Origin of the sequence: Bradyrhizobium sp. ORS 111 (genome assembly GCF_045571485.1) — a bacterium.
In the GTDB taxonomy this organism is placed as follows: Bacteria; Pseudomonadota; Alphaproteobacteria; order Rhizobiales; family Xanthobacteraceae; genus Bradyrhizobium.
Genome location: NZ_CP120701.1, coordinates 1,108,465 through 1,130,470, shown reverse-complemented (window position 1 = coordinate 1,130,470; position 22,006 = coordinate 1,108,465). Strand labels below are relative to the sequence as shown.

Below are 22,006 nucleotides of genomic sequence, written 5' to 3'. Positions count from 1 at the left end.
GCACTTCGCACGCGAGAAGCGCGATCCGTCCAGAAGAACGCCCAGATCAAACGCAGGAGTTTTCAAAGATGAACCAGATGACCCGCAACACTCAGCCGGAGACAAACATGGACCTCGATATTGCCGCGCACCCCGTTAGATCGAAGCCTGACGAATTGGTTCCGTCGCGCTACGCGCTGAAGGTCGGCGAGATTGATGTGCTGGTGGTCAGCGACGGAGTACTACCGCTGCCGACCAAAATGTTGGGACACAACACCGACCCGGCCATCCGGGCAGCCTGGCTGAAGGATATGTTCCTGCCGCAGGACGCTTTCGACTGGGCGCTGAACGCAGTCCTGGTGCGCAGCGGCGGTCGGACCATCCTCATCGACGCAGGATTGGGAGGCGACCCGGACTTGCACTTGCCGCGGGCCGGGCAGTTGATCAAGCGACTGGACGCCGCCGGGATCGATCTTGCGTCCGTAACCGACGTGGTGCTGACCCACATGCACATGGACCATATTGGCGGGCTGCTCGTCGACGGAGTGAAGGAGCGTCTGCGTCCGGACCTGCTGATCCATGTCGCGGCCGCCGAGGTCAAATTCTGGGAGTCGCCCGATTTCTCCCATACCGCCATGCCGCCGGGTTTCCCGGACGCGCTTCGGTCGGCCGCCAAGCGGTTCGCAAAAGAATACCACAATCAGCTCCGGCAGTTCGATGAGGAGCACGAGGTGGCACCAGGCGTCGTCGTGCGTCGCACCGGCGGCCACACCCCCGGGCATAGCGTGGTCCGCCTGGCGTCCGGCGGCGAGGCGCTGACGTTCGCAGGCGATGCCGTGTTTACGGTCGGCTTTGAGCAACCCGACTGGCATAACGGTTTCGAGCACGACCCCGAGGAGGCGGCGCGCGTTCGGGTCCGTCTTTTGCGGGACCTGGCTGAGACTGGCGAGATGCTGGTGGCCACTCACCTGCCATTCCCGTCCGTCGGACGGGTCGCTGTGGAGGGCGACGCGTTTCGATGGGTACCGGTCTTCTGGGACTACTGACCGGTTGTCGGTTTAAATCGAACTGGGGCGCGTACTCGTTGTGCCGATGAGTTCGCGCCCTAGCGCCGCTTATTCGAACCCCTGGCGAGGTTCAAATCCAGCGCTCGCAACACCCGATTCTTGCGATTGAACAAATCGTTCCGCGATTGTGGGCTTAGGACCGTTGCCCTCCGAAGGTGGGGGCCACACGTTCGAATCGGGTCGGGCGCGCCACTTCGCAATGCGCTATCGCCGCCAAAATGCGCCGGTTACCCGATGCAAGAGAGCAAACGGCAAATTGCGCTGACGGAGTGCGAACCAAGTGCACTGTCACCGTGATTCTGAATGTCAAACGGACAGCACTCTCGGCCGAAGCGGCTGATCGCAGTGCTACCTCCGGCCGGGGAACGCTGACTCAACCGGGATAACCGGTACCCGGCCTCGGGACAGTGATGCAACAGGCCCTTCGCAGCCGTCCGTCGGGGGTGCGCTCTCGATGCCGAACGTTGTGGCGAGTTCTCTAACGCCAACCGGAGTCACGACGAGCGCGCGGCTATCCCGGACACGCTCGACCCAATCGTGCTCGAGCGCGTGATGAAGAATGGCAGCGCCGACCGCCCCTGCCAGATGCGGCCGCCGCTCGCTCCAGTCGAGACAGGGGCGACAGAACACGCGGCGCCTGGAGGCGAGGCGAAGATCGACGCCCAACTCATCGAAGAATGACCGACCGGCATCGGTTAATTGTCCGCCATCCTCGTCGAGCAGAACAAATGACTGTTGGACCAGCCGGTCGGCGATTGCGACAGCGATACGGCCGGCCATGTGGTCATAGCACGTGCGCGCGTGTCGGAGCATCTCTCCGCCGCGCCAGAGATTGCGCTGCCGGGCGGGGCCTTCCTGCGCCACGACCATGAGACCTTCCAGCACGCGCGCGACGGACGGAGAGGCCAAGCGGAAATATCGTCGTCGGCCCTGCTGTGCGAGCGCGAGCAATCCGGCGTCGCTGAGTTTCGCAAGATGGCCACTCGCTGTCTGCGGCGCCACGCCAGACACATAGGCAAGCTCCGAGGCGGTCAACGTTCGGCCATCCATCAGCGCGCTCAGCATGTTGGCGCGCGCCGGATCGCCGATGAGCGCCGCGACTTGGGCGATTTTGGGTCCCGTGTCCATGTCTTTCTCCTAACGCCGACGAGGACGCAGTGCCAAGCGCAAATGCTTCGGCCGAGACCGTAGCAGTTCCGCAAGACTGGTTCGATCGCCGGACATAGGTTGCCTGGACAGCAACAAGCTCCGCGAAAGCAAGCGCCGCGATGGGCGAAAGATATCATCCCCGCGGCTCCGAATATTCGATTTGTATCGAATGATGATCGCAAAGCAGGCTTATCCGAGCCGTCAAATTCTCACGGACAACTGAGTGTGATCAATGCAAACAGCTTCGCTCAACACAAGGCGGCCGGAACAAGCCCGCTCCCACAACGCGTCATCCCGTTCGCCTCTCGCGACGGCGCTGGCGCTTGCCGCCACGAGCCTCGGCCTCGGCGTGGTGCAACTCGATATCACCATCGTCAACACTGCGCTGAGCAGCATCGGCACCTCGCTCGGCGGCAGCGTCGCCGAGCTGCAATGGGTGGTGACCGCCTATACCATCGCGTTCGCTGCCTTCATTTTGACCGCCGGCGCGCTCGGCGACCGTGTTGGCGCCAAACGGATATTCATCGGGGGCTTTGCAATCTTCACGTTGGCTTCGCTCGCCTGCGCACTGGCCCCGTCAGCGATGTTCCTGATCGCTGCGCGCTCCGTGCAGGGCCTGGCGGCGGCGATCCTGGTGCCAAACTCGCTGACGCTGCTCAATCACGCCTATACCAATCCGAAGGCGCGCGGCCGCGCGGTCGGCTTCTGGGCCGCAGGTGCGAGCGTCGCACTGACTTCGGGGCCGTTCGTCGGCGGCGTGCTGATCGCGCTGGTCGGATGGCGCGCCATCTTTCTCGTCAACCTGCCGATCGGCGCCGCCGGCCTTTGGCTCGCCTGGCGCTATGCCGAGGAGACGCCGCGGCTCGCGCAGCGCGAAATCGATCTGCCGGGACAGATCGCGGCGACCACAGCGCTTGGCGCGCTGGCCGGCGCCCTGATCGAGGGCGGCGCGCTCGGCTGGAGCCATCCGCTCGTCATCATGGGCTTCGCGGGGGCGGCCGTGATCGGACTCCTGTTCGTATGGCGCGAGGCGCGCGCGCCACAACCGATGCTGCCGCTGTCGCTGTTCCGCCATCGCATGTTCGCGTTGACCGCGCTGGTCGGGCTTCTCTTCAACATCGCCTTCTACGGCCTGATCTTCGTGCTCAGTCTCTACTTCCAGAACGTCAATGGCTGGTCGCCGTTCGCAACGGGCCTCGCCTTCGTGCCCATGATGGCCATGGTGCTGCCCGCCAACCTGATCACCGCGTCGGTCAGCGAGCGCCTCGGCGCGCCGCAAACCATTGCGCTGGCTTGTGTGATCACTGCCGCGGGCTGCGTTGCGCTGCTGCCCATGGCCTCAGGCACCAGCTACGGGGCGATCGGCGCTCAGCTCATCGTCCTCGGCGGCGGGCTCGGCCTGCTCGTGCCGTCCTTGACCTCGACTCTGCTCGGCAGTGTCGAGAAGTCGCGATCCGGCATCGCCGCGGGCGTACTGAACGCGACGCGGCAAACCGGCAGCGTGCTTGGTGTTGCCCTGTTCGGCTCGCTCGTCGGAGGGGACAAAGCGTTCATTGCAGGCGCACATACCTCGCTGGTGATATCGGCCGCCGTGTTGCTCGCAGGTGCGGTCGCGATCTGGCATGGCCGAGCAAAGGAAGAACGATGAAGGGGGGCAGGTCGAGTTCATGTGGTGCCCCGAGGGGCCGCAGCACGTCCTCCCTTCGGGACCATCGGCAGATGGCTTTTCAGTCTCGTCAGTGAATGGATCGCGGCCTTCATCACTCAGCGCAAATACCAGGCGAGTTTGGCCTTCTTGCAGAGTCTCAGCGATGAAGAGCTGCGAGATATCGGCCTTCATCGCGGTCTGATAGGCTCAGCTCTGCAGGATGCCGCCAGCTATCGTGTGTCGAGACAGCGCCCGAACCCCTATTGCGCAAAGCGGAAGTCTGACGAAAGCTCGGGGTCATCTGAGCGCCATATTCGGACATACGGCGAGTGAGCCTGTGATCGCGCGCTAATCGAACGCGAGCGCCCTTCGCGGCGATCATCTGGCGAACGCAATCGTACAAGATCGCGGAAAGGCTCATGGTGCCCAGGGAGGGAATCATGCCCAATCACCGACACGGCGAACCGCTGTTTGTGCTTGTTATGATGGCATGAGCGCCGCGCAGGTTCGGTGCATCGCAAAACCCGCGACCTCGCGAGCTCTGCTTTCAGCGAGCGGTCTAATTCACTTGATGGCATTTCGGTAGTCTGCCGCTCCTGCCGCAGCCGCCGGCGTGTCGCACGATGCACCCTTACCATTGGTAGCTAACGGTCCCCTTGCCGGCGAGGCTGGTGCTGGGACCTGAGAACTCGCCCTCAAAGGTTCCGGCAACCGACCAACCGTTGATCCATTTCATCTCGACGGAGGCCGTGGCGAGCGCGGCGTCGGGCGCCAGCGTCGCGCCGCGGACCAGGAAGCTCGCCTGCGGAAGCGCCTGGAAAGTCGCAGCGGCGCTGCGTCCAGTGTCGAAATTGTGCACCCATGCGGCGCGCCCCCGCAACGTCAGGAGCGCACCGTCAAGCGCGAACGATTTGTCGGTGCGCACGCCGAGTTCAGACAGACTCGCCGTTTCGCTGCGGGATGCATAGTTCAAGGCGAACATGTTGTCTCCGGCAAGCACGCCTTCGGCATAGGACGGCAGATCAAGCGTCACGAACTGCCCAGCCGCGTAGGGTGTGAGCCCGGCGAAAGGCGTCGCAAACCGGTACCCGCCTTCGAGGCGACCGGAGAACGCGTTGGCCTGAAAGGTGCCACGCAGGCGATCACTGCCGGCGAGCGCCAGCGTGCGATCAGTCGTGACGTCCTGCCAGCCGCAGGCGAGCGCCGCTGACAGATAGGCGGTGCCGATGCGGTGATAGGCGTACACACCCGCCTGGAACAGATCGGAGCGCCCGCTGCCGAGACCATTGGCGAGGCCGAAGCCCGTGCCGCCGCCAGCCATCGCGAAGCCGAGCAGAGTGTCCGGCGATAGCCGATAATCCGCGCCGACGGCACCGCCATAGATGCGGTCGGTGAGGGTGTGCGATCCGATGATGTCGTTGCCGCTAGTACTGCGCCCGCCGCCGAAGGCGGCCGCCCAGACACTCCAGCGTTGATCGAACGAGGCGGCCGCCGCCGCGCCGGGAAGCGCCGCGAACGCGTCGCGCGCGCCGCCCAATTTGTCCGGCGTCACCGGTCCATAGGCCAAAGCTGCACGGCCGTCGAGCGACGACCATCCGGTGCGGCCGGCCACCGATGGATCGGTCATCGTCGTCATGAATAGCCCCATGGCGTCGAACGTGGTCTGCTGGATGCCGGTGGCGAGTTCGCCCGACGCGAGCGTGAGGCCCGCGGGCGTCAAGCCGCCGACCGCCAGCGGAATGACGCCGGCGGCACTGAAGCCGTTCGACAGCCCATTGGCCACGCTCTGCTGGTTGATGTTCATGCCGCCGGCATAGGTGAGCTTGAGATCGAGGTAGACGTTGTTGGGGTCGTAGCTCAGCGACGGATTGAAGCTCGCCGGCAGGTTGGTGTTGACCAGTCCGCCGAAGGTGCCTTGGACGCCACCGGCGGCGTTCAGCAGCGTGTAGCGGGTCTTCACGTAGTCGCTGCCTGGATAGACCGCGACGACAACGGTCGCGCCGGCGGGCGTCGCCGTGCCGCTGACATTGACGCGATCGGAGGTGACGGAATTGAGTTCGGCGAGATAGGTCGCGGCCGCGGTGAACGTCAGGTTGCCCTGCACGGTGAGCGAGCCGACGGAGTTGCCCGGCGACAGCGTGCCGCCATCGATCAGAGTATGGCCAACGATACCGTTGCCACCGAGCGTGCCGCCCGCATGCGCGGTGGTGAGCGAGGACGCTGCGATCGAACCGTTCACGGACAAGCGCCCGGCATAGATGTCGGTCGGGCCGGTGTAGCTGGAGGTGCCGTTGAGCCAGGTGGTGCCCGAGCCGATCTGCTGCACCGACCCGGCGCCGGAGATCGCGCCCGTGAACTCGGAAGTATCGGCCCGGTAGAAGGCGAGGATGCCGCTGTTGGCAACGTTGCCGGCGAGCGTTCCGGAGGCAAAGCCGTTACCGACGATGAGTTCACCGGCGGAAATCGTGGTGCCGCCGGTGAAGGTGTTGTTGCCGGCCAGGACGGTGGTGCCCGACCCGATCTGTGCGAGCGCGCCTGCGCCGCTGATGCTGCCGGCGAAGATCACGGTGTTAGCGCGATCGAACGCCAGCGTGCCCTGATCCTGGACATTGCCGAGGATCGATCCGGAGGTGCCGCCATTGCCGAGTTGCAGCGTGCCGGCGGCGATCGTCGTGCCCCCGCCATACGTGTTGGCGCTGGTCAGCACCGTGGTGCCCGCGCCGAGCTGCTGCACGGAACCTGAGCCGGAGATCGCACCGGCAAACACCGAACTGTCGGTGCGGTTGAAGGCGAGCACGCCGTTATTGGTGACGCTGCCGGTGATCGAACCCGTGGTGCCGCCATTGCCAAGCTGCAGTGTGCCGGCGGCAATCAGCGTCCCGCCGCCGTAACTGCTGGTGCCGGTCAGCACCGTGGCTCCCGCGCCGAGTTGCAGCAGCAAACCGGTGCCGGTGACGTTGCCTGCGAACACCGAAGTGTCGGATCGGTTGAAGGCGAGGACGCCGTTGTTGGTGGCGTTGCCGGTGATGGCGCCCCAGGCGCCGCCATTGCCGAGCATCAGCACGCCTCCTGCGACGGTGGTGCCTCCGAGATAGCTGCTGTTGTTGGTGAGAACTGTCGTGCCAGGACCAAGTTGAACCAGCCTGCCCGCGCCCGTGATCGTACCGTCAAAGATCATTGTATCCGACCGATTGAAGGCCAGCACACCATTGTCGGTCACATTGCCGTGGATCCAGCCCGACATGCCGCCGTTGCCGAGCTGCAGCGTGCCCGCGGTGATCGTCGTGCCGCCGCTATAGCTATTATTGGCGGTAAGAATCGTCGTGCCGGAACCGAGTTGGTTCAGCGCGCCCGCACCGGTGATCGCGCCATCAAAAGTCACCGCGTCCGAGCGGTTGAACGCCAGCGTACCATTGTTGGTCACATTGCCGGTGATCAAACCCGACGTGCCGCCATTGCCGAGCTGCAGCGTGCCCATGGCAATGGTGGTGCCGCCGGAATAGCTGTTGTTGCCGGTCAGTATCGTGGTGCCCGCGCCGATCTGCTGCACCGAGCCGGTACCGGAGATCGCGCCGGCGAACGCCGACGTGTCGACACGGTAGAAGGCGAGGATGCCGTTGTTGAGGACGTCGCCGGTGATCGAACCGGAAGGACCGCCATTACCGAGTTGCAGGGTACCCGCATTGATGGTGGTGCCGCCGCTGTAATTGTTGGCTCCGGTCAGCATCAGTTTGCCACCGCCGTCCTTGACGAGCGTGCCGCCGCCGGAAATCTGGCCCCCAACGCCCAGCGTCGTGCCGGCGAGGGTGTACAGAGTGGAGGTGCCGGTGATGCCGATATTGCGTGTCGTCGCGACGTCGTCCAGGATTGCCAGCGTGGTGCCGTCCCACATCGTGACCGCGCCGGTGGCGGCGCCCAGATTGCTGTCGGATACGATCCCGATCGTACCGCCCATGATGTTGGTGCCACCGCTATAGCTGCTGCTGCCGGTCAAGATCAGAAGGCCGGAGCCGCTTTTCGTCAGCCCGCCGGCGCCGGAGATAGCGCCGCCGAAATAGCTGTCGATGGTTTGATTGATACCCAATGTGGCGGTGCCAAGCGCCACTTGGCCGCCGGTGCCCGACAGCGAACGAACGGTCAGGTTGTTGTTGTTGAGATCGAGCGTGCCGCCGGTGAGCACGTAATCAGTGAAGGCCGGCAACGCACCCGGCGTATCCGCGCGCAGGGTGCCGGCGGTGACCTGGGTGCCGCCGGTCCAGCTATTGTTGCCCTGGAGTTCGAGCGTGCCGTCGCCGAGCTTGGTGAGGCTGCCCGCACCGGTCACGGCGCCGCCGAAGACAGAGGTGGTGCCAGATGCGATGTCGAACGCGCCGGCTCCCCGGAGATTGACCGCGCGCCCGGAGACGACGCTCGCCGTGGTCTGCAAGGTCGCGTTATCGAAGGTAAGGCTGCCGCCCGCGGCGCCTAGATTGGCGTCGGAGGATATCTGCAGCACGCCGCCGCTGATGATGGTGCCACCGGTATAGGTGTTGGCTCCGCTCAAGATCAGCGTGCCATCGCTGGTCTTCTGCAGTCCGTCGGTGCCGGTGATCGTCACGTCGACGGTCGCGGTCTCGCCGGCGAGGACGTCGATGCCGGGAACGGCAATCCCGACTGCCGTGCTGTTGACCAGGTTCAGCGATCCGGCCGTGCCCGGCGCCAGCGTATACGCTCCGCCCGCGAATTGCAGCCCGACCGACGTTTGCGCGCCATCGACCGTGACCGTGCCGCCGGGGCCACGGAAGATGCCATAGCCGCTGCCCCAGTTGGACGGCACGATGCCGCCGATCGGATTGAGCCAGTTGGCGTTGCCGGCATTCCAGGTGCCGCTGCCCATGCCGACACCATTGGTGCCGCCGCCCCATAGCTGCAGGACATTGAGGCCATCGGGCGTCACCAGCAAATCGACATTGTGGTAGGTCGTGGTGTCGACCGTATAGGAGTAGGCGATCGGGCTGCTCGGGGGAGAGCTTCTGACCTTCAGCCCGCAATTCGTTGGGCAATTCGTTCCCGACAATGAACCTGTGTATGAGATCAGGCGGTGATAGCCGATGCTCGGGGCCGCGCCGTTGCCGAGAATGTCGAGGTTGGCGCCGTTCAGCGCGAGATTCCCGATGACGTTGATGACCGACGTGCCCGGTACCGGCATCACGGACAGCGACGATGACGGATCGGCGAGATGATACTCGAACGCCGATTCCGACTGCAGCGCCAGATTGCCGTTGATGGTGATGGCGCCGCCGCTGGACGGCGCGATGGTGCCGCCGCTGTTGATCGTGGTCGAGCCGACCGCGCCGAGACCTTCGAGACGGCCTCCCGTATTGACCGCGAGGGCGCCGCCGAGGTTGCCGGTGCTGGCCATCCGCAGCGTGCTGCCCGAGACTGTCGTATTCCCGGTGAATTGGCTGTCGTCTCCGGAGAAGATGGTGGTGCCGGCCAGAAGGTTGATGGCGCCGTTCCCAGTGACCTTGTTGGCGAAGGCGTAGTTGCTACTGGTGTGGTTGAAGACCAGCGTTCCGTGGCTGTTGATCGCGAGGGTATCGGTCCCGTACAGCGTGCCGGGTGCAACCGCTGCGGCGCCGGCGGCCGCGCCGATATTCAACGAAGCATAGCCTCCCGCCTGCGAGACAACGATCGGATTCCTGCCGCCGAAGACCTCACCGCCATTGGACAGGGTCAGCGCCCCGTTTCCAATCGATATCTGGTCCGATTTCAGCGTTGACCCCGCGCCCGTCACCGTCACGGTGCTTGTCGTGCTGAGGTCGGTGATATTGCCGATGTTGACATTGGCAGCCTCGACCCCGGCGCCGCCGTCTATCATGACGTCGCCTGAGCCCAAGGCCCCGATATTCAAATTGCCCTGCAGGTACGATCCAACACCGCTGACGTGAAGGGCCGCCGAACTGCCGGCGGCACCGGCAAGCACAAAATCCGAATTGATCCTAGCGCTGCCGCCATTGGCGATGCTCACCGTACCGGCCTCGACATCAAGCCTGCCGGCGACAAACGCCGCGTTCACACCGTTCACATCGATCATGGCAGGCTGATTGCCGGTACCTGGGTCAATGGTTGCTTGACTGTCGACCATGAAGCGCCCGCCACTCGTGACATGAATCGCGCCGGTCCCGGACATGTCGAGAGATTGGCTTTCGAGAAATGCAGCGGCGCCCAACGTCAGGCCGCCCTGGTCCACCGTGACACTTCCGGCAACCGTACTCCACCCGGACAGCGTCCAGATGCTCGCTCCGTCCTTCGCAAAGTTCGTGAAGCCCTGATACTGATGGCCGAGCCCCGACAGATCGAAGCTGGCATTCTGGTTTCCACCAAGCGCGAATGTGTTAGGATTGTTCGGATCCGGCCTCGCGACGACGTTGCCGATGATGTTCGAGCCGGCCTGAAGCTCCAACCAGTTGTTGCCGCCGCCGAAGGTGATCGCATTGGCTCGCGAGCCGTCGGGATTCAGGCCGCCTTCGATCGTGCCGGCATTGATGATCGTACCGCCGGAGACGCTGGAGATGCCGACGCCAGCCTGTCCATTGAGGCCCGTCGCTCCAGGCACGGCGGAGGAATCGTTCATATTGTAGAGGCTGATTCCCCCCTTGCCGCCGTCGCCGCCGAGCACGCTTGCCCCGGCGCCAACTTGAAGGATGGCGCCTGTCCCGAGATGCACGCCATCGCCACCTTTGCCGCCGTTGCCGCCATTGCCGCTTGGTATCCCCTGAGCGAGACCGGTCTCGCCGTTAGCGCCAGTGTAGCCACCAAGGCCCCCGTCGCCTCCCTTCCCGCCACTTACCTTGACGTTGTTGCCGATCGTCACGGACGAAAACGCGCCGGCAAAAATGCCGACGCCACCGCCGCCGCCGCCGCCGCCATCGCCGCCGTTGCCCTGGATGCCTCCGGGCAACCCGACCACACGACATCCAAAATCGGTGCAAACCATCGTACTTGCGCCGGGACCGCCGTCCGCACCGCTTCCGCCGTCGCCGCCGTTGCCCCCCTTGCCGCCGGAGACCACCGCGTTCGTGCCAACGTTGAGGGTACCGCTCTCAAGCAGGACACCGGCCGCACCACCGCCGCCGCCACCACCGCCACCACCCATACCTCCGCTTGAGGACACCGCGTACGAGTACGAACCATTGCCAGAGACACCGCCAGCGCCGCCGTCCCCTCCCTGAATAGTGACGCCGTTTCCTGTTGTGGCGTCGACGTTGCCAAGGAGCGCGCCGGCACCACCACCGCCGCCGCCGCCGCCGCTGCTGCCGTCCGTACCAGAGGCAAACGGATTGGTGCGGTCGGTCGGCGCGGTTTGTCCGGGAGTACCAGGCGAGCCAGCCACGCCGATCCAGTTGCCTCCCAGGATCGTCCCCCCTCCCGACCCATCAAATCCGATCGCCCCGGGCCCCCCTCCAGGGGTTGTAGCAAAATCGTTAGTGGTCCCGCCGGTACCGCCAGTGGATTGAACCGCGCCTGAGAAGCCGTTGCCACCCCCACCGCCGCCACCGCCACCAAAGGTGGGGCTCGGGCTGGCCGCGCCGGCACCGGCCGCGTACATGTTGCCGTAAATATCGAAGCGATTTCCGCCGTTTCCGCCGCTTCCCGATGCTTGCGCAAATGCCGGGCGGCTTGGCATTGCCACCAGAGCGAACGTCGCCGGCGTCGCCAGCGCCAGCAAAGCGCGCGCCATCACCGTCGAGCAGATGAGAACGCTCAGCCGGCGGAAGCGGGAGAGATGGGGTGCGCCGGCCGCGCTGTTTCGAAAACCCGTCCGCATCCTCATTGCACCCGTCATTTCACGGCCCAGCCCGCGAGTTCCGCCTAGCGCGACTGTGAGACTGAGGCGTTCCTCCGCGGCAGCCGTTGCCGGAAGGTCGGTGGCGAATACCTTGGAAATGATTCGAGCCGGATGAGCGATCGCGCATCTGGTTCGACTTCGTGAACCGGAGCGGTCTCGCGGACGCCTTGAACGACACCGTCGTCGCCGCGCACGACGGCGTGCCCTGGTGCGTCGGGATTGAGGTACGTGGCGGTGCCGGTCATCGTCACCACAACCCGCAGGGCGAGGTCTTCCGCCACCGAGCGTCCTGAACGAAACATTCCAATCGTGAGCATGGCGATGCCATGCTCACGCGTCCTCGCAGCCACATTGCCCCCCGCCACACATTCCTGCGCCGTCCTGCGGCGACGGCGCGACTGCTCGTCGGCACAGTGTTAACTCGATTCGTACAAGAATCCTTAATCACGCGAGTGCAAAACCGGACGAGGAACGTCCCTCGTCCATTCGGCATCCACAACGCGCAGCGCGGTCGAATTCCCAGCCGGTCCCGTCACTCGAACCTCACCCACGCAAAATCGCTGCCATGTTCATTTTCTTTCATCAATTGCCGCTGCCGCAAATGTTCGTCGCGGTCCTTCTCGTCAGCCTTACGGTCTGCTGGCTGGTCATCGGCGCAATCCGCACGCTCGTCCGCCTCGCCGGGTTCGGACCGACCGAGATGTTGCCGATCCGCGATTCGATCATCGGCGCCTGCACCACGATCTTTGCCCTCATCGTGGCATTCTCCGCCGCCGGTATTTGGAACGACGCACTCAACGCCCGCAACACGGTGCAACGAGAAGCGGATGCATTGGAAAATGCATCGGTGCTCGCCGCGGGCCTTCCTGCCGAGGTTCGGACCGCGATTCGTACCAACATCCGCGACTATGCAACGAGCGTGATCAGGGTCGATTGGCCCGAAATGGCGAAGGGCGGCACTCTTGAGGATCCGGTATTCAACACATCGGAAAGCATTCTGGTCACCCTGATCGAATTCCTTTCCCACCAGCCGACCTCGCTCGATCAGCAGCCAATATTCTCGGCGCTCCTGAACCAGGTTCTTGTGGCTCGCAATGCACGCATCGCGCGTATCGCCGCATCGAATGCCGGCATTACCTGGGCGCAATGGATCGCGATGGTCATCATATCGACATCGGCGCTGACGGCGATCGCCATCTGCAATACACATTCGCTGCGCATGCAGGTGACAGCCACGCACCTATATGTGCTGGTAGCGTCCGCCGCTTACTTCGTGATTCTGGCACACGACCGGCCGTTTATCGGCTCGATCTCAATCAAGCCGCTTGCCTTCCAGAGTCTCATCGCGAACTAGGCACGAGAGGCGAGCCTGGCCAGAAGAACTCAAGCGCTGCCGGAGCTGGATTGGAACGCAGGTGACCTTGGCGAGGTCTGGGAAGAGAATTCCGCGAACGCCCCTCGCGCCGATCATCGAGCACGCAATCGTATTGGATCAAGCTCCGGCGTGGGAAGGCGTATGGTGCCCAGGGGCGGGATCGAACCACCGACACTGCGATTTTCAGTCGCATGCTCTACCAACTGAGCTACCTGGGCGTACCCGGCTTGGGCCGAAAAGGCCGAAGCGAGCGGGCGGTTTATAGAGAGGTCGAGGCGCCGTGTCCACCCGGCTTCGCCAAAGGCTTCGCCGGGCGCAGCCCAGGATCAAACGTTTCCCCAACTTGTTGGGAAATCGGGGCTATTCCGGGTCCTCCTCGTCGTCCTCGCGGCCGGGGACGACATAGGTGCCGCTCAGCCAGCGGTTCAGGTCGACGTCGCGGCAGCGCGCGGAACAGAACGGGCGGAAGGCCTGCTCGGCAGGCTTGCCGCAGATCGGGCAGCGTCGCGTCGGGCCCGGGTTTTTTTGTGCTTGGTCATCCATGGCGGGATCGAGCCTACTCCAATTGGAGACTCAAGGGCGCGGCAGGGCGCGAGGTTCCTCGCCAGGCGGCCTCAGACCGCGACGGAATTGAGCCAGCCGTAGCGGATCGGAAAGCCCTCGCCGCCGAGCAGCGTCACGGTCTCGTAGAGCGGCAGGCCGACGACATTGGTGTAGGAGCCGACCAGCTTGACCACGAAGGATCCGGCGATGCCCTGCACGGCATAGCCGCCGGCCTTGCCGCGCCATTCGCCGGAATCAATATAGGCCTGGATGTCGTCCTCGCTGAGCCGCTTGAAGCGAACGCGCGTCTCGACCAGGCGTTGGCGGAACGCCTCCTTGGGTGTCACCACGCAGATCGCGGTGTAGACGCGGTGGTTGCGGCCGGAGAGCAGCCGCAGGCACTGCGCGGCCTCATCGACCAGATTGGCCTTGGGCAGGATGCGGCGGCCGACCGCGACCACGGTGTCGGCGGCCATGATGAAGGAGCCGCGCAGATCATCGTCGAGATGCACCGATTTTAGCGCGGCATCGGCCTTGGCGCGCGCCAGGCGGTTGGCGCAGGCGCGCGGCAACTCGCCCCGCCGCGGGGTCTCATCGACATCCGCCGGGCGCAGCGCATCGGGCTCGATGCCGGCCTGGTTGAGCAGCGCCAGCCGCCGCGGCGAACCGGAAGCAAGAACGAATTTGGGACGGCCAAGCATGCGGGTTTTTGGGCTGGAATTGGGGGGACGAACGCGCGCGGAACCTATCGGATGGGGGATCGATGCACAACCTTGGAACCGGCCGCGAATCGCGCTTCCTTGAAGGCAAGGCCCCATAAGCACAGCCGTTTGTCAGTCTGGCGACAAGGGGCGGTTCTGCGAGCCGGAGCATGCTTCACCTCTTCCTTGAAGAGGCGAAGCCGGCCGCGCGGCCGCTGTCGAGGTTCACTATATGCTTGCCGCCCCCGCTTGCGCAAAGCGGCGGCGAATGCGCAGCAGCAGGCCGTCGCAGACCTCGCGATAGGCGGCGAGCTTCTGCTCGCGGTTGCCGTTGGTGCCAGTCGGGTCCTGCGTCGGCCAGTATTCGACGTCGGCGGCGAGCGTCCGGGTGAGATCGAGCGCCTTGTGGTGCGCCTCCGGCGACAGCGTGATGATGAGGTCGAAGTTCAGCCCTTCCCAATCCTCGAGCTCCTCGAAGGTGACGGGCTTGTGGCCGGAGATGTCCTGGCCGAGCTCGGCCATCACGGCGACCGCGAACGGATCGAGCTCGCCCTTCTTCACGCCGGCCGAGCGCACATAGAGACCCTGCGGAAACATATGCTGCAGCAGGCTTTCGGCCATCGGCGAGCGCACGGCGTTGTGGCCGCATGCGAACAGCACGGCCTGCGGATTGCGCGCGCGCGGCGCCTCCATGCGATCAGGCTTTTTTCGACCGGGGCGCGCCCCCGTCAAGATTCGCGTTGACGATCATGCGCCTTCACCCTTCCAGTGCAGCACAGTGATCAGCGTGAACAGCCGCCGCGCGGTCTCGAAATCGACGCGCACCTTGCCCTTGAGCCGCTCCTGCAGCGTGCGCGAGCCCTCGTCATGGATGCCGCGGCGGCCCATGTCGATCGCCTCGATCTTGTCCGGGGTCGCGGTGCGGATCGCCTGGTAGTAGCTGTCGCAGATCATGAAGTAATCCTTCACGACGCGGCGGAACGGCGTCAGCGACAATAGATGCGCCACCACCGGCGTGCCGTCCTCTTTCCGGATATCGAACATCAGCCGGTTGCCGGTGATGGCGATGTGCAGGGTGTAGGGCCCGGGCTCGGTGCCTTCGGGGGCAAACAGGTTCTGCTCGATCAGGTCGTAGATCGCGATCGCGCGCTCATGCTCGATGTCGGGCCCGGAACGGCCGATCGATTCCTCGTCGAGCGTCACCGCGACGATGCGATTGTTGGAATCCTCGTCGGCGGGTGGCTTGGTCATGAGAGGTTGAGGCGCAATCCGACGGAGCGTGAATGGGCATCGAGACCCTCGGCCTGGCCAAGCGTCATCGCGGCGGGCCCGAGCGCACGAAGCTGATCTGGCCCGCACTTCAGGATCGAGGTTCGCTTCATGAAGTCAAGCACCCCGAGGCCCGAGGAGAACCGCGCCGAGCGCGCGGTCGGCAGCACGTGGTTGGAGCCGCCGACATAGTCGCCGATCGCCTCCGGGGTGTGCGTGCCCAAGAAGATCGCGCCGGCATTACGCACCTTCCGCGACAGGCCCTCGGCGTCCGCGGTCATGATCTCCAGATGCTCGGCCGCGATCGCGTTGGCGAGCTCGATCGCGTCGTCGAGCTTCGCGACCTGGATCACCGCGCCGAAGTCGTTCCACGAGGCGCGCGCGATCGCGGCGCGCGGCAGCGTCGCAAGCTGCGCCTCGACCGCGCGCTCGACATCGGCGGCGAGCCGCGGACTGTCGGTGATCAGGATCGACTGCGCGCTGACGTCGTGCTCCGCCTGCGCCAGCAGATCGGCCGCGATCCAGTCGGCATTGCCGGTGTCGTCGGCGATGACGAGCACTTCGGACGGGCCGGCGATCATGTCGATGCCGACCTTGCCGAACACCAGCCGCTTGGCGGCTGCGACATAGGCATTGCCCGGGCCGACGATCTTGGCGACCGGTGCGATCGTCGCGGTGCCGTAAGCGAGCGCCGCCACCGCCTGGGCACCGCCGACGCGGTAGATCTCGGAGACGCCGCCGAGATGGGCGGCGGCGAGCACCAACGGGTTCAACCTGCCGTCCGGCGCCGGCACCACCATCACCACCCGCGGCACGCCCGCGACCTTGGCCGGCACGGCGTTCATCAGCACCGAGGAGGGATAGGCCGCGGTGCCGCCGGGCACGTAGAGCCCGACCGCATCGACCGCGCTCCAGCGCCAGCCGAGCTCGACGCCTTCGGCATCGGTGAAGCGCTCGTCCTTCGGCATCTGGCGGCGATGGAAGGTCTCGATCCGGTCGCGGGCAAATCTCAGCGCGTCGACCGTCTTGGAATCGCAAGCCTTCACCGCGGCATCGATCTCGGCCGCGGTGACGCGCAGGCCGGAGGCATCGAGCTCGAGCCGGTCGAATTTTTTTGTGGCCTCGATCAGCGCGGCATCGCCGCGGGCCACCACGTCGTCGACGATGGCGCGGGTGGCGCGCTCGACGTCGGCCGATACCTCGCGCTTGGCGGCCAGGAAATCGCGGAATCGCTGGTCGAAATCGGCGCTCTGTCGGTCCAGGCGAACGGGCATGGCGGCTTTCTGAGGATGGTTCGAAGGATCACGTCCCCTGCTCAATGGCGCGGCGGATTATGGCCGTCAACCCTTGGAGGGACACAGTCCGCCGTCGTCCCGGCCTAGTGCGCAATTGCGCACGGGGGCCGGGACGACCAACAATCATCCCCGTGCCGTCCCGAGATCGTCGGTCCCGAGATCGGTCAACTCGCACTCCAGGCACTCGACATCCACCCGCAGCGCGGCGCCGTCGCCGAATATCAGGATCGCGCTGCCGCCCGGCGGGTCGGTGGCGCAGAATTCGATCCCGACCAGTTCCAGGGTGGCCTCGGGCGCCTCATGGTCGATATTGCGCGATTTGCAGGCCAGCACCCGGTCGAAACGTAACGCGGCGATCAGCCGCCGCGAGCAGGGCCCGCCCGACAGGGTTTGCTCCCAGTCCAGCCGGTTGAGACCGACCACCAGGCGTTTCTCGCATTGGCGCCAGACGATGTCGCAGGCCTGAACGCGGGCGTCCTGCACATGGGCGGAGATCACCGCGAGGTCGTCGGCGTCAAGCGCGATCAGTTTCAACGGAGCCGTCGTCGACATGACCGGAGATATAGTGACTTCCGGCGCGGGAGGTACCGGCGTCCAGGACAAAAATGCCCGATGATGTCGCAGCAGCGGAACCCGATTCCCGCAGGATCCTCGCGCGCGCGAGCTGCCGCACCGAGAGCATGATGGCATTAGGTTGATCTGAAACAGCGGCGGACGTCACCTCTCCCTTGGGAGAGGTCGATTTGCGCAGCAAATCGGGTGAGGGGTTACGGTCTATCGAGAGCGCAAGGCCCTCACCCGGATTGCATCTGACGATGCAATCCGACCTCTCCCCGACGGGGAGAGGTCGACCGAAGCGGCCGCGAGTCGGTTCAACCCAAACTCATCCCGCTTTTGCGCGTTGCGGCCCGCATCTAGAGCGTCGGGCTGCCCTCGTCGGCGAGATAGCCGTGCAGGGCGGCGACCACCTGCGCGCCCTCGCCGATCGCGCCGCCGACGCGCTTGACCGAGCCGGAGCGGACGTCGCCGACCGCGAACACGCCGGGCACGGAGGTTTCGAGTTGCGGCACGAACCGCGCGCCCTCGCCGTCCTGAACGCCGGTCAGCACGAAGCCACCGCGATCGACCTGCACGCCGCAGCCATCGAGCCAGCCGGTGGCCGGATCGGCGCCGACGAACAGGAACAGATTGCGGATGTCGAGCGTGAACTCGTCGGGTGCGAGCCGGCTGCGCCAGCGCACCCGCTCCAGCGTCTCGGCACCTTCGAGACCGATCACCTCGGTGTTGAACATCAGTTCGATGTTCGGCGTCGCCTCGATGCGTTCGATCAGGTAGCGCGACATGCTGGCGCCCAGCCCGCCGCCGCGGATCATCATATGGACCTTGCGGACATGCGCCGACAGGAACACCGCCGCCTGGCCCGCGGAATTGCCGCCGCCGACCAGCACGACCTCCTGATTGGCGCACAGCCGCGCCTCGATCGGCGAGGCCCAGTACCAGACACCGCGGCCCTCATAGGCATCGAGATTGTCGATCGCCGGCCGCCGATAGCGCGCGCCGCTCGCGATCACGATGGATTTGGCGCGCAGCGTGTGGCCGCATTCTGTGGCGAGCGCGAACACACCCGACGCTTTCGAGCAGTCGAGCGATCTGACCGAGACCGGGATCAGCATCTCCGCGCCGAATTTCTGCGCTTGGTTGAAGGCGCGCCCGGCCAGCGCCTGACCGGAGATGCCGGTCGGGAAGCCCAGATAGTTTTCGATGCGCGCGCTGGCGCCGGCCTGGCCGCCAAAGGCCCGCGAATCGAACACCGCGACCGACAGTCCTTCGGAGGCCGCATAGACCGCGGTGGCAAGCCCCGCCGGACCGCTGCCGACCACGGCGACATCATAGAGCTTGTCGTCGGCATGGCTGCCGATCATGCCGAGCGCCATCGCCAGCGCCGTTTCCGACGGATTACGCAGCACTGCGCCGTCAGGGCAGACCACCAGCGGCAGCTCGGCGCGGGAGGCCGAATAGCGCGCGACGAGGTCGGCGGCGTCCTTGTCGGTCTCGGGATCGAGGAAGTGATGCGGCTGGCCGTTGCGCGACAGGAAGTTCTGCAGCCGCGCCATGTTGCCGACCGCCCCGGGGCCAATCAGCACCGGCCCGCCGGCGCCGCCCTGGATAAGGCTGACCCGGCGCAGGATCAGCGCGCGCATGATGCGCTCGCCGAGATCGGCCTCGGCAACCAGCAGCGCACGCAATTTGTCCGGGGGAAGCAACAAGGTCTCGACATCGCCGTCGGCATGACCGTCGACCAGCGCGGCGCGCCCCGAGAGCTGGCCGATCTCGGCAAGGAATTGGCCTTCGCCCTGGTCGATGATCGGTGTGACATGGCCGAGGCCGTCGCGCTGGGTGATCGCAACCGAGCCCGACAGCACGACGAACATGCCGGGCCCCGGCTTGCCGGTCTCGAACAGCGCCTCGCCGTCCCTGTAGGAGCGCAGCTCGCCGAAGCGGCGCATGCGCTCGATTTCATGCGCCGTCAGCGTCGGGAAGGTCTGCTCATGACGTGGAAAGGCGTAAGCCGTGGCGTTCAGTCGATCGATCGTTGTTTCGTCCGCAGCCATATCCGCCACCCGCTTCCCCAAACCAATTCACGCACCGGCCAGTGCTTCGGCCCGCTCGCGTCATCTCGATCACGATGCGATTAAATCGCATCATGATCTCATCTCTTCGTTTGAGCATGATCTTTTCGGAAAGCCGATTCCCGTTTTTCAGGATCATGCTCCAAGGAGCCATCCGCAGCTTCTGAAGGCGCGGCCTCGCCCCGGCCACGCGCCTGCGATTTCCGCCGTTTCAGATTTTCGCGCAGCGCCAGCTTCAACCGGTCCTGCCGTGCCCCCTTCACGCGGGGTCCGGCCCGGCCGCGGCCCTTGTCCTGATCGCCTGTCATTCCCCGAACACTCGTCGCCAATGCCTTCCGGCAGCGACCATAAACAATGTCTGAACGCCGCGCACCCACCCGGCCGGCTAGGGGTACGATCCGGGTTCAATTGGCGCGCAAAAGACCGACAGAGCGAATCGGGAACCAAACCGGCCCGAAATCGACCGGATTGCAGCGGTTCATGGCACAAAATGCTAATCCCGGCCGCATTTGCAGGTTTCGAGGCCGCTCTTTCGCTTGCGCCAAAGGGAGGCCTGTGGCAAGAACCGCCCGCTTGGACGGGCCCCGTGCGGGCCGATTCTATTTCCCGGGCATGCTGCCGTAGCTCAGTGGTAGAGCACTCCATTGGTAATGGAGAGGTCGACAGTTCAATCCTGTCTGGCAGCACCAGTCTTTTCTCGATACTGGCGGCTGTTCGGCGGTGCGCTGGGTCAATCCCGCGGGTAGAGCATTCGTGGCGCGACCCAACGGAAAATGCTCCGGCCGAACGCAACTGATAGTCCGACAAACACGATCGCCGTCCCCAGATTCCACATCAGGACCATCACGCTCGCGTCGATCACGTGAAACAGCGACAGCGCCGTTGCCGTGATCGCGGCCACGGCGAGACTGCCCATCATGGTCGCTGCGGTCGGACGGAGCGGCGCCGCGTAGCGCAGCATGACCAGCATGGCGAGTGACAGTGGCAAACTGGTCAGCACCAGCGTTGCAAAACATTGTGCGGCTTCGCCAAAGCTCATGCCGTCGGGGCCGATCGAGACCCAGTCTGTCAGGCACTGATAGCCGATATTCGACAGCCACAGCACCAGCGCCGGCAGCGGCAGAAAGAGCCAGAGACGCGATCGATCGGGCAGACTGACAAGAAAGGCGGCGACAGCACCGAGCATGCCGGTCAAGGCCGAGGCCGCCAAGCTCACAGCAAATGCCGGCTGATGCAGCTTCTGAACCAGATCGGGGCGGATGCCTTGATTGGCGGCGAGGAGCGCCAGCACCGTGACGGCAAGCACGAGCCAGCAGGCCGCTCGCATCACAGGCGGTCGCAACCGCCGGACCGGAGCGGCGTTCGCGGCAAGCGAAGCAATCAGATCGGATGTCTTGATCACGGCGCGCTCCGATCGACCAGCATCTTCTTGAGCCTCTTGAGGGCGCGGTGGGCGTTCACCTTGAGCGATGTGACGGACATGCCGCTCACGACCGCGGCCTCCTTCAATGACATCTCCCTGAGCTTGAGCAACCGGATGGCGTATCGCTGCGCCGGCGGAAGATTGTCGACCATGCTCTCGAGCTCATGACGGTCCCGGTCCTCATCCAGGTTCGTTTCCGGCTCGCAAAAGGTTTCATGCTCGGCGGTCAAGACGACTTCCCGCTCGCGCCGGCGGCCCTGGCGGCGCAGCCGGTCGATGAAGCGCCGGTTGGCGATCGCGACAAGCCACGGTGCAAACGGCCGAGTGGGGTCGTAGGTCTGCCGGATCGCATGCACGGTCAGCAGCACGTCCTGGACGGCATCCTCGACGTCGCTGGGGTCCCGGTGCCTTCGCGCCGCAAGCGAGCGCAGATAGGGTGTGATCTCCTGCAGCAGCCGATGATAGGCGGCTCGGTCACCGTCCTGCGCATGAGCCATCAGGATGGACCAATCGACATCTCGCGCGACTGGCGCCGCATGCCGGCCGTCTTCGTCTCTCCCGACCAGTCGAAGCGATGGTCCGCCGCCGCGGGGATCATGCGACGTCACGTGCGCCTCCCCGCTTCAGCCATCGTCTATCGAGCCAATGGTCAAGGGACAGCGTCCCTGGGCCGAGTGCGATGATGGCGAGTGCGAGCCCCGCCCAGGGCAGGTGAAAGTTTGCCCAGCCCTCCGGCACCACGAGCTGGATGACGCCGGTCATGACGAGCAGCCCGAGTGCGGAGAAGCGGGTTGCAAGCCCCACCACCAGCAGCACAGGGAGCACGATCTCGGCAATACCGTCGACATAGGCGAACACGGCCGGCGCCGGAAAGTCGTAGGCTTGACCAAAGATATGCAGCTTGAATTCGTCCTCGAAGAGATATTCCGCGGCCGGCGAAAGGGAGAGGAAGCCAGCCCATTTGGTCAGCCCCGATTTGAAGAAGGGCACGGCAAGCGCGACCCGCAGCACCGGAGGCGCGATGACCAGAGCGACGCGGGCCAGGTATCCCGCGATCGCTCGCATGGCACGATCGAAATTGGCAATGATCGCGGCG

At 65.0% G+C, this 22,006-nt stretch carries 17 protein-coding genes and 2 tRNA genes; 5 read left to right on the top strand and 14 right to left on the bottom strand.

What is annotated here, in order from left to right:
- The first annotated feature begins 68 nt into the window (after window positions 1-68).
- The gene (locus P6U30_RS05165; RefSeq protein WP_407168443.1) at window positions 69-1,025 is read left to right on the top strand and encodes an MBL fold metallo-hydrolase; all 957 of its coding nucleotides are present in this window, start codon (window positions 69-71) and stop codon (window positions 1,023-1,025) included.
- A gap of 369 nt (window positions 1,026-1,394) precedes the next feature.
- Here the strand turns inward: P6U30_RS05165 and P6U30_RS05160 are convergent, their stop codons facing one another.
- Complete coding sequence (locus P6U30_RS05160; RefSeq protein WP_407168442.1) at window positions 1,395-2,174, bottom strand: ArsR/SmtB family transcription factor; 780 nt, start codon at window positions 2,172-2,174, stop codon at window positions 1,395-1,397.
- Window positions 2,175-2,427: 253 nt separating this feature from the next.
- On the opposite strand from P6U30_RS05160, the gene P6U30_RS05155 reads away from it, so the two are divergent.
- Both P6U30_RS05155 and P6U30_RS05150 read left to right on the top strand, forming a co-directional pair.
- On the top strand, window positions 2,428-3,843 hold the full coding sequence (locus P6U30_RS05155; RefSeq protein ID WP_407168441.1) for an MFS transporter: 1,416 nt from the start codon (window positions 2,428-2,430) through the stop codon (window positions 3,841-3,843).
- A 21-nt stretch (window positions 3,844-3,864) separates the two neighbouring features.
- Window positions 3,865-4,176: a DUF1127 domain-containing protein gene (locus P6U30_RS05150; protein ID WP_407168440.1), complete on the top strand. Its 312-nt coding sequence runs from the start codon at window positions 3,865-3,867 to the stop codon at window positions 4,174-4,176.
- 298 nt (window positions 4,177-4,474) lie between these two features.
- Here the strand turns inward: P6U30_RS05150 and P6U30_RS05145 are convergent, their stop codons facing one another.
- Window positions 4,475-11,218: an autotransporter-associated beta strand repeat-containing protein gene (locus tag P6U30_RS05145; RefSeq protein ID WP_407168439.1), complete on the bottom strand. Its 6,744-nt coding sequence runs from the start codon at window positions 11,216-11,218 to the stop codon at window positions 4,475-4,477.
- 1,057 nt (window positions 11,219-12,275) lie between these two features.
- Between P6U30_RS05145 and P6U30_RS05140 the strand changes: the two genes are divergently transcribed.
- The gene (locus P6U30_RS05140; protein WP_407168438.1) at window positions 12,276-13,028 is read left to right on the top strand and encodes a hypothetical protein; all 753 of its coding nucleotides are present in this window, start codon (window positions 12,276-12,278) and stop codon (window positions 13,026-13,028) included.
- Window positions 13,029-13,191: 163 nt separating this feature from the next.
- Here the strand turns inward: P6U30_RS05140 and P6U30_RS05135 are convergent.
- From P6U30_RS05135 to P6U30_RS05095, 9 genes are all read right to left on the bottom strand, one after another.
- Window positions 13,192-13,267, bottom strand: a tRNA-Phe gene (locus tag P6U30_RS05135).
- Window positions 13,268-13,409: 142 nt separating this feature from the next.
- Window positions 13,410-13,592 (bottom strand): DNA gyrase inhibitor YacG, encoded by a 183-nt coding sequence (yacG, locus tag P6U30_RS05130; protein ID WP_407150330.1) that lies wholly within the window; start codon window positions 13,590-13,592, stop codon window positions 13,410-13,412.
- Between the two features lie 71 nt (window positions 13,593-13,663).
- Complete coding sequence (locus tag P6U30_RS05125; RefSeq protein WP_407168437.1) at window positions 13,664-14,293, bottom strand: Maf-like protein; 630 nt, start codon at window positions 14,291-14,293, stop codon at window positions 13,664-13,666.
- Window positions 14,294-14,521: 228 nt separating this feature from the next.
- On the bottom strand, window positions 14,522-14,986 hold the full coding sequence (locus P6U30_RS05120) for a low molecular weight phosphatase family protein (protein WP_407168436.1): 465 nt from the start codon (window positions 14,984-14,986) through the stop codon (window positions 14,522-14,524).
- A 54-nt stretch (window positions 14,987-15,040) separates the two neighbouring features.
- A complete protein-coding gene (locus tag P6U30_RS05115; RefSeq protein WP_280982872.1) occupies window positions 15,041-15,544 on the bottom strand; it encodes a UPF0262 family protein in 504 nt (167 codons plus the stop codon).
- Window positions 15,541-16,836 carry a histidinol dehydrogenase gene (gene hisD / locus P6U30_RS05110; protein ID WP_407168435.1) on the bottom strand — a complete coding sequence of 432 codons (1,296 nt, stop codon included), beginning with the start codon at window positions 16,834-16,836 and terminating at the stop codon, window positions 15,541-15,543. Before hisD ends, P6U30_RS05115 begins: the two co-directional genes overlap by 4 nt.
- A gap of 144 nt (window positions 16,837-16,980) precedes the next feature.
- The gene (locus tag P6U30_RS05105; protein WP_407168434.1) at window positions 16,981-17,409 is read right to left on the bottom strand and encodes a DUF2948 family protein; all 429 of its coding nucleotides are present in this window, start codon (window positions 17,407-17,409) and stop codon (window positions 16,981-16,983) included.
- A gap of 362 nt (window positions 17,410-17,771) precedes the next feature.
- Window positions 17,772-19,469, bottom strand: coding sequence for an FAD-dependent oxidoreductase (locus tag P6U30_RS05100; RefSeq protein ID WP_407168433.1), 1,698 nt, complete (start codon window positions 19,467-19,469; stop codon window positions 17,772-17,774).
- Between the two features lie 98 nt (window positions 19,470-19,567).
- A complete protein-coding gene (locus P6U30_RS05095; RefSeq protein ID WP_407168432.1) occupies window positions 19,568-19,795 on the bottom strand; it encodes a hypothetical protein in 228 nt (75 codons plus the stop codon).
- Between the two features lie 306 nt (window positions 19,796-20,101).
- On the opposite strand from P6U30_RS05095, the gene P6U30_RS05090 reads away from it, so the two are divergent.
- A tRNA-Thr gene (locus P6U30_RS05090) sits at window positions 20,102-20,176 on the top strand.
- A gap of 41 nt (window positions 20,177-20,217) precedes the next feature.
- On the opposite strand, the gene P6U30_RS05085 is transcribed toward P6U30_RS05090, so the two are convergent.
- The 3 genes from P6U30_RS05085 to P6U30_RS05075 are packed head-to-tail and all read right to left on the bottom strand — an operon-like array spanning window position 20,218 to window position 21,975.
- Window positions 20,218-20,889 (bottom strand): NrsF family protein, encoded by a 672-nt coding sequence (locus P6U30_RS05085; RefSeq protein ID WP_407168431.1) that lies wholly within the window; start codon window positions 20,887-20,889, stop codon window positions 20,218-20,220.
- Window positions 20,886-21,476 carry a sigma-70 family RNA polymerase sigma factor gene (locus tag P6U30_RS05080; RefSeq protein WP_407170357.1) on the bottom strand — a complete coding sequence of 197 codons (591 nt, stop codon included), beginning with the start codon at window positions 21,474-21,476 and terminating at the stop codon, window positions 20,886-20,888. Before P6U30_RS05080 ends, P6U30_RS05085 begins: the two co-directional genes overlap by 4 nt.
- A 28-nt stretch (window positions 21,477-21,504) precedes the next feature.
- Window positions 21,505-21,975 (bottom strand): DoxX family protein, encoded by a 471-nt coding sequence (locus tag P6U30_RS05075; protein WP_407170356.1) that lies wholly within the window; start codon window positions 21,973-21,975, stop codon window positions 21,505-21,507.
- Between the last annotated feature and the right edge of the window lie 31 nt (window positions 21,976-22,006).

Excerpts from the sequence above, each read along its gene's own strand:
- P6U30_RS05165 (WP_407168443.1), top strand. The coding sequence starts at position 69 with ATGAACCAGATGACCCGCAACACTCAGCCGGAGACAAACATGGACCTC.
- P6U30_RS05160 (WP_407168442.1), bottom strand. The coding sequence starts at position 2,174 with ATGGACACGGGACCCAAAATCGCCCAAGTCGCGGCGCTCATCGGCGAT.
- P6U30_RS05155 (WP_407168441.1), top strand. The coding sequence starts at position 2,428 with ATGCAAACAGCTTCGCTCAACACAAGGCGGCCGGAACAAGCCCGCTCC.
- P6U30_RS05140 (WP_407168438.1), top strand. The coding sequence starts at position 12,276 with ATGTTCGTCGCGGTCCTTCTCGTCAGCCTTACGGTCTGCTGGCTGGTC.
- yacG (WP_407150330.1), bottom strand. The coding sequence starts at position 13,592 with ATGGATGACCAAGCACAAAAAAACCCGGGCCCGACGCGACGCTGCCCG.
- P6U30_RS05125 (WP_407168437.1), bottom strand. The coding sequence starts at position 14,293 with ATGCTTGGCCGTCCCAAATTCGTTCTTGCTTCCGGTTCGCCGCGGCGG.
- P6U30_RS05120 (WP_407168436.1), bottom strand. The coding sequence starts at position 14,986 with ATGGAGGCGCCGCGCGCGCGCAATCCGCAGGCCGTGCTGTTCGCATGC.
- P6U30_RS05115 (WP_280982872.1), bottom strand. The coding sequence starts at position 15,544 with ATGACCAAGCCACCCGCCGACGAGGATTCCAACAATCGCATCGTCGCG.
- hisD (WP_407168435.1), bottom strand. The coding sequence starts at position 16,836 with ATGCCCGTTCGCCTGGACCGACAGAGCGCCGATTTCGACCAGCGATTC.
- P6U30_RS05105 (WP_407168434.1), bottom strand. The coding sequence starts at position 17,409 with ATGTCGACGACGGCTCCGTTGAAACTGATCGCGCTTGACGCCGACGAC.
- P6U30_RS05100 (WP_407168433.1), bottom strand. The coding sequence starts at position 19,469 with ATGGCTGCGGACGAAACAACGATCGATCGACTGAACGCCACGGCTTAC.
- P6U30_RS05095 (WP_407168432.1), bottom strand. The coding sequence starts at position 19,795 with ATGACAGGCGATCAGGACAAGGGCCGCGGCCGGGCCGGACCCCGCGTG.
- P6U30_RS05075 (WP_407170356.1), bottom strand. The coding sequence starts at position 21,975 with ATGCGAGCGATCGCGGGATACCTGGCCCGCGTCGCTCTGGTCATCGCG.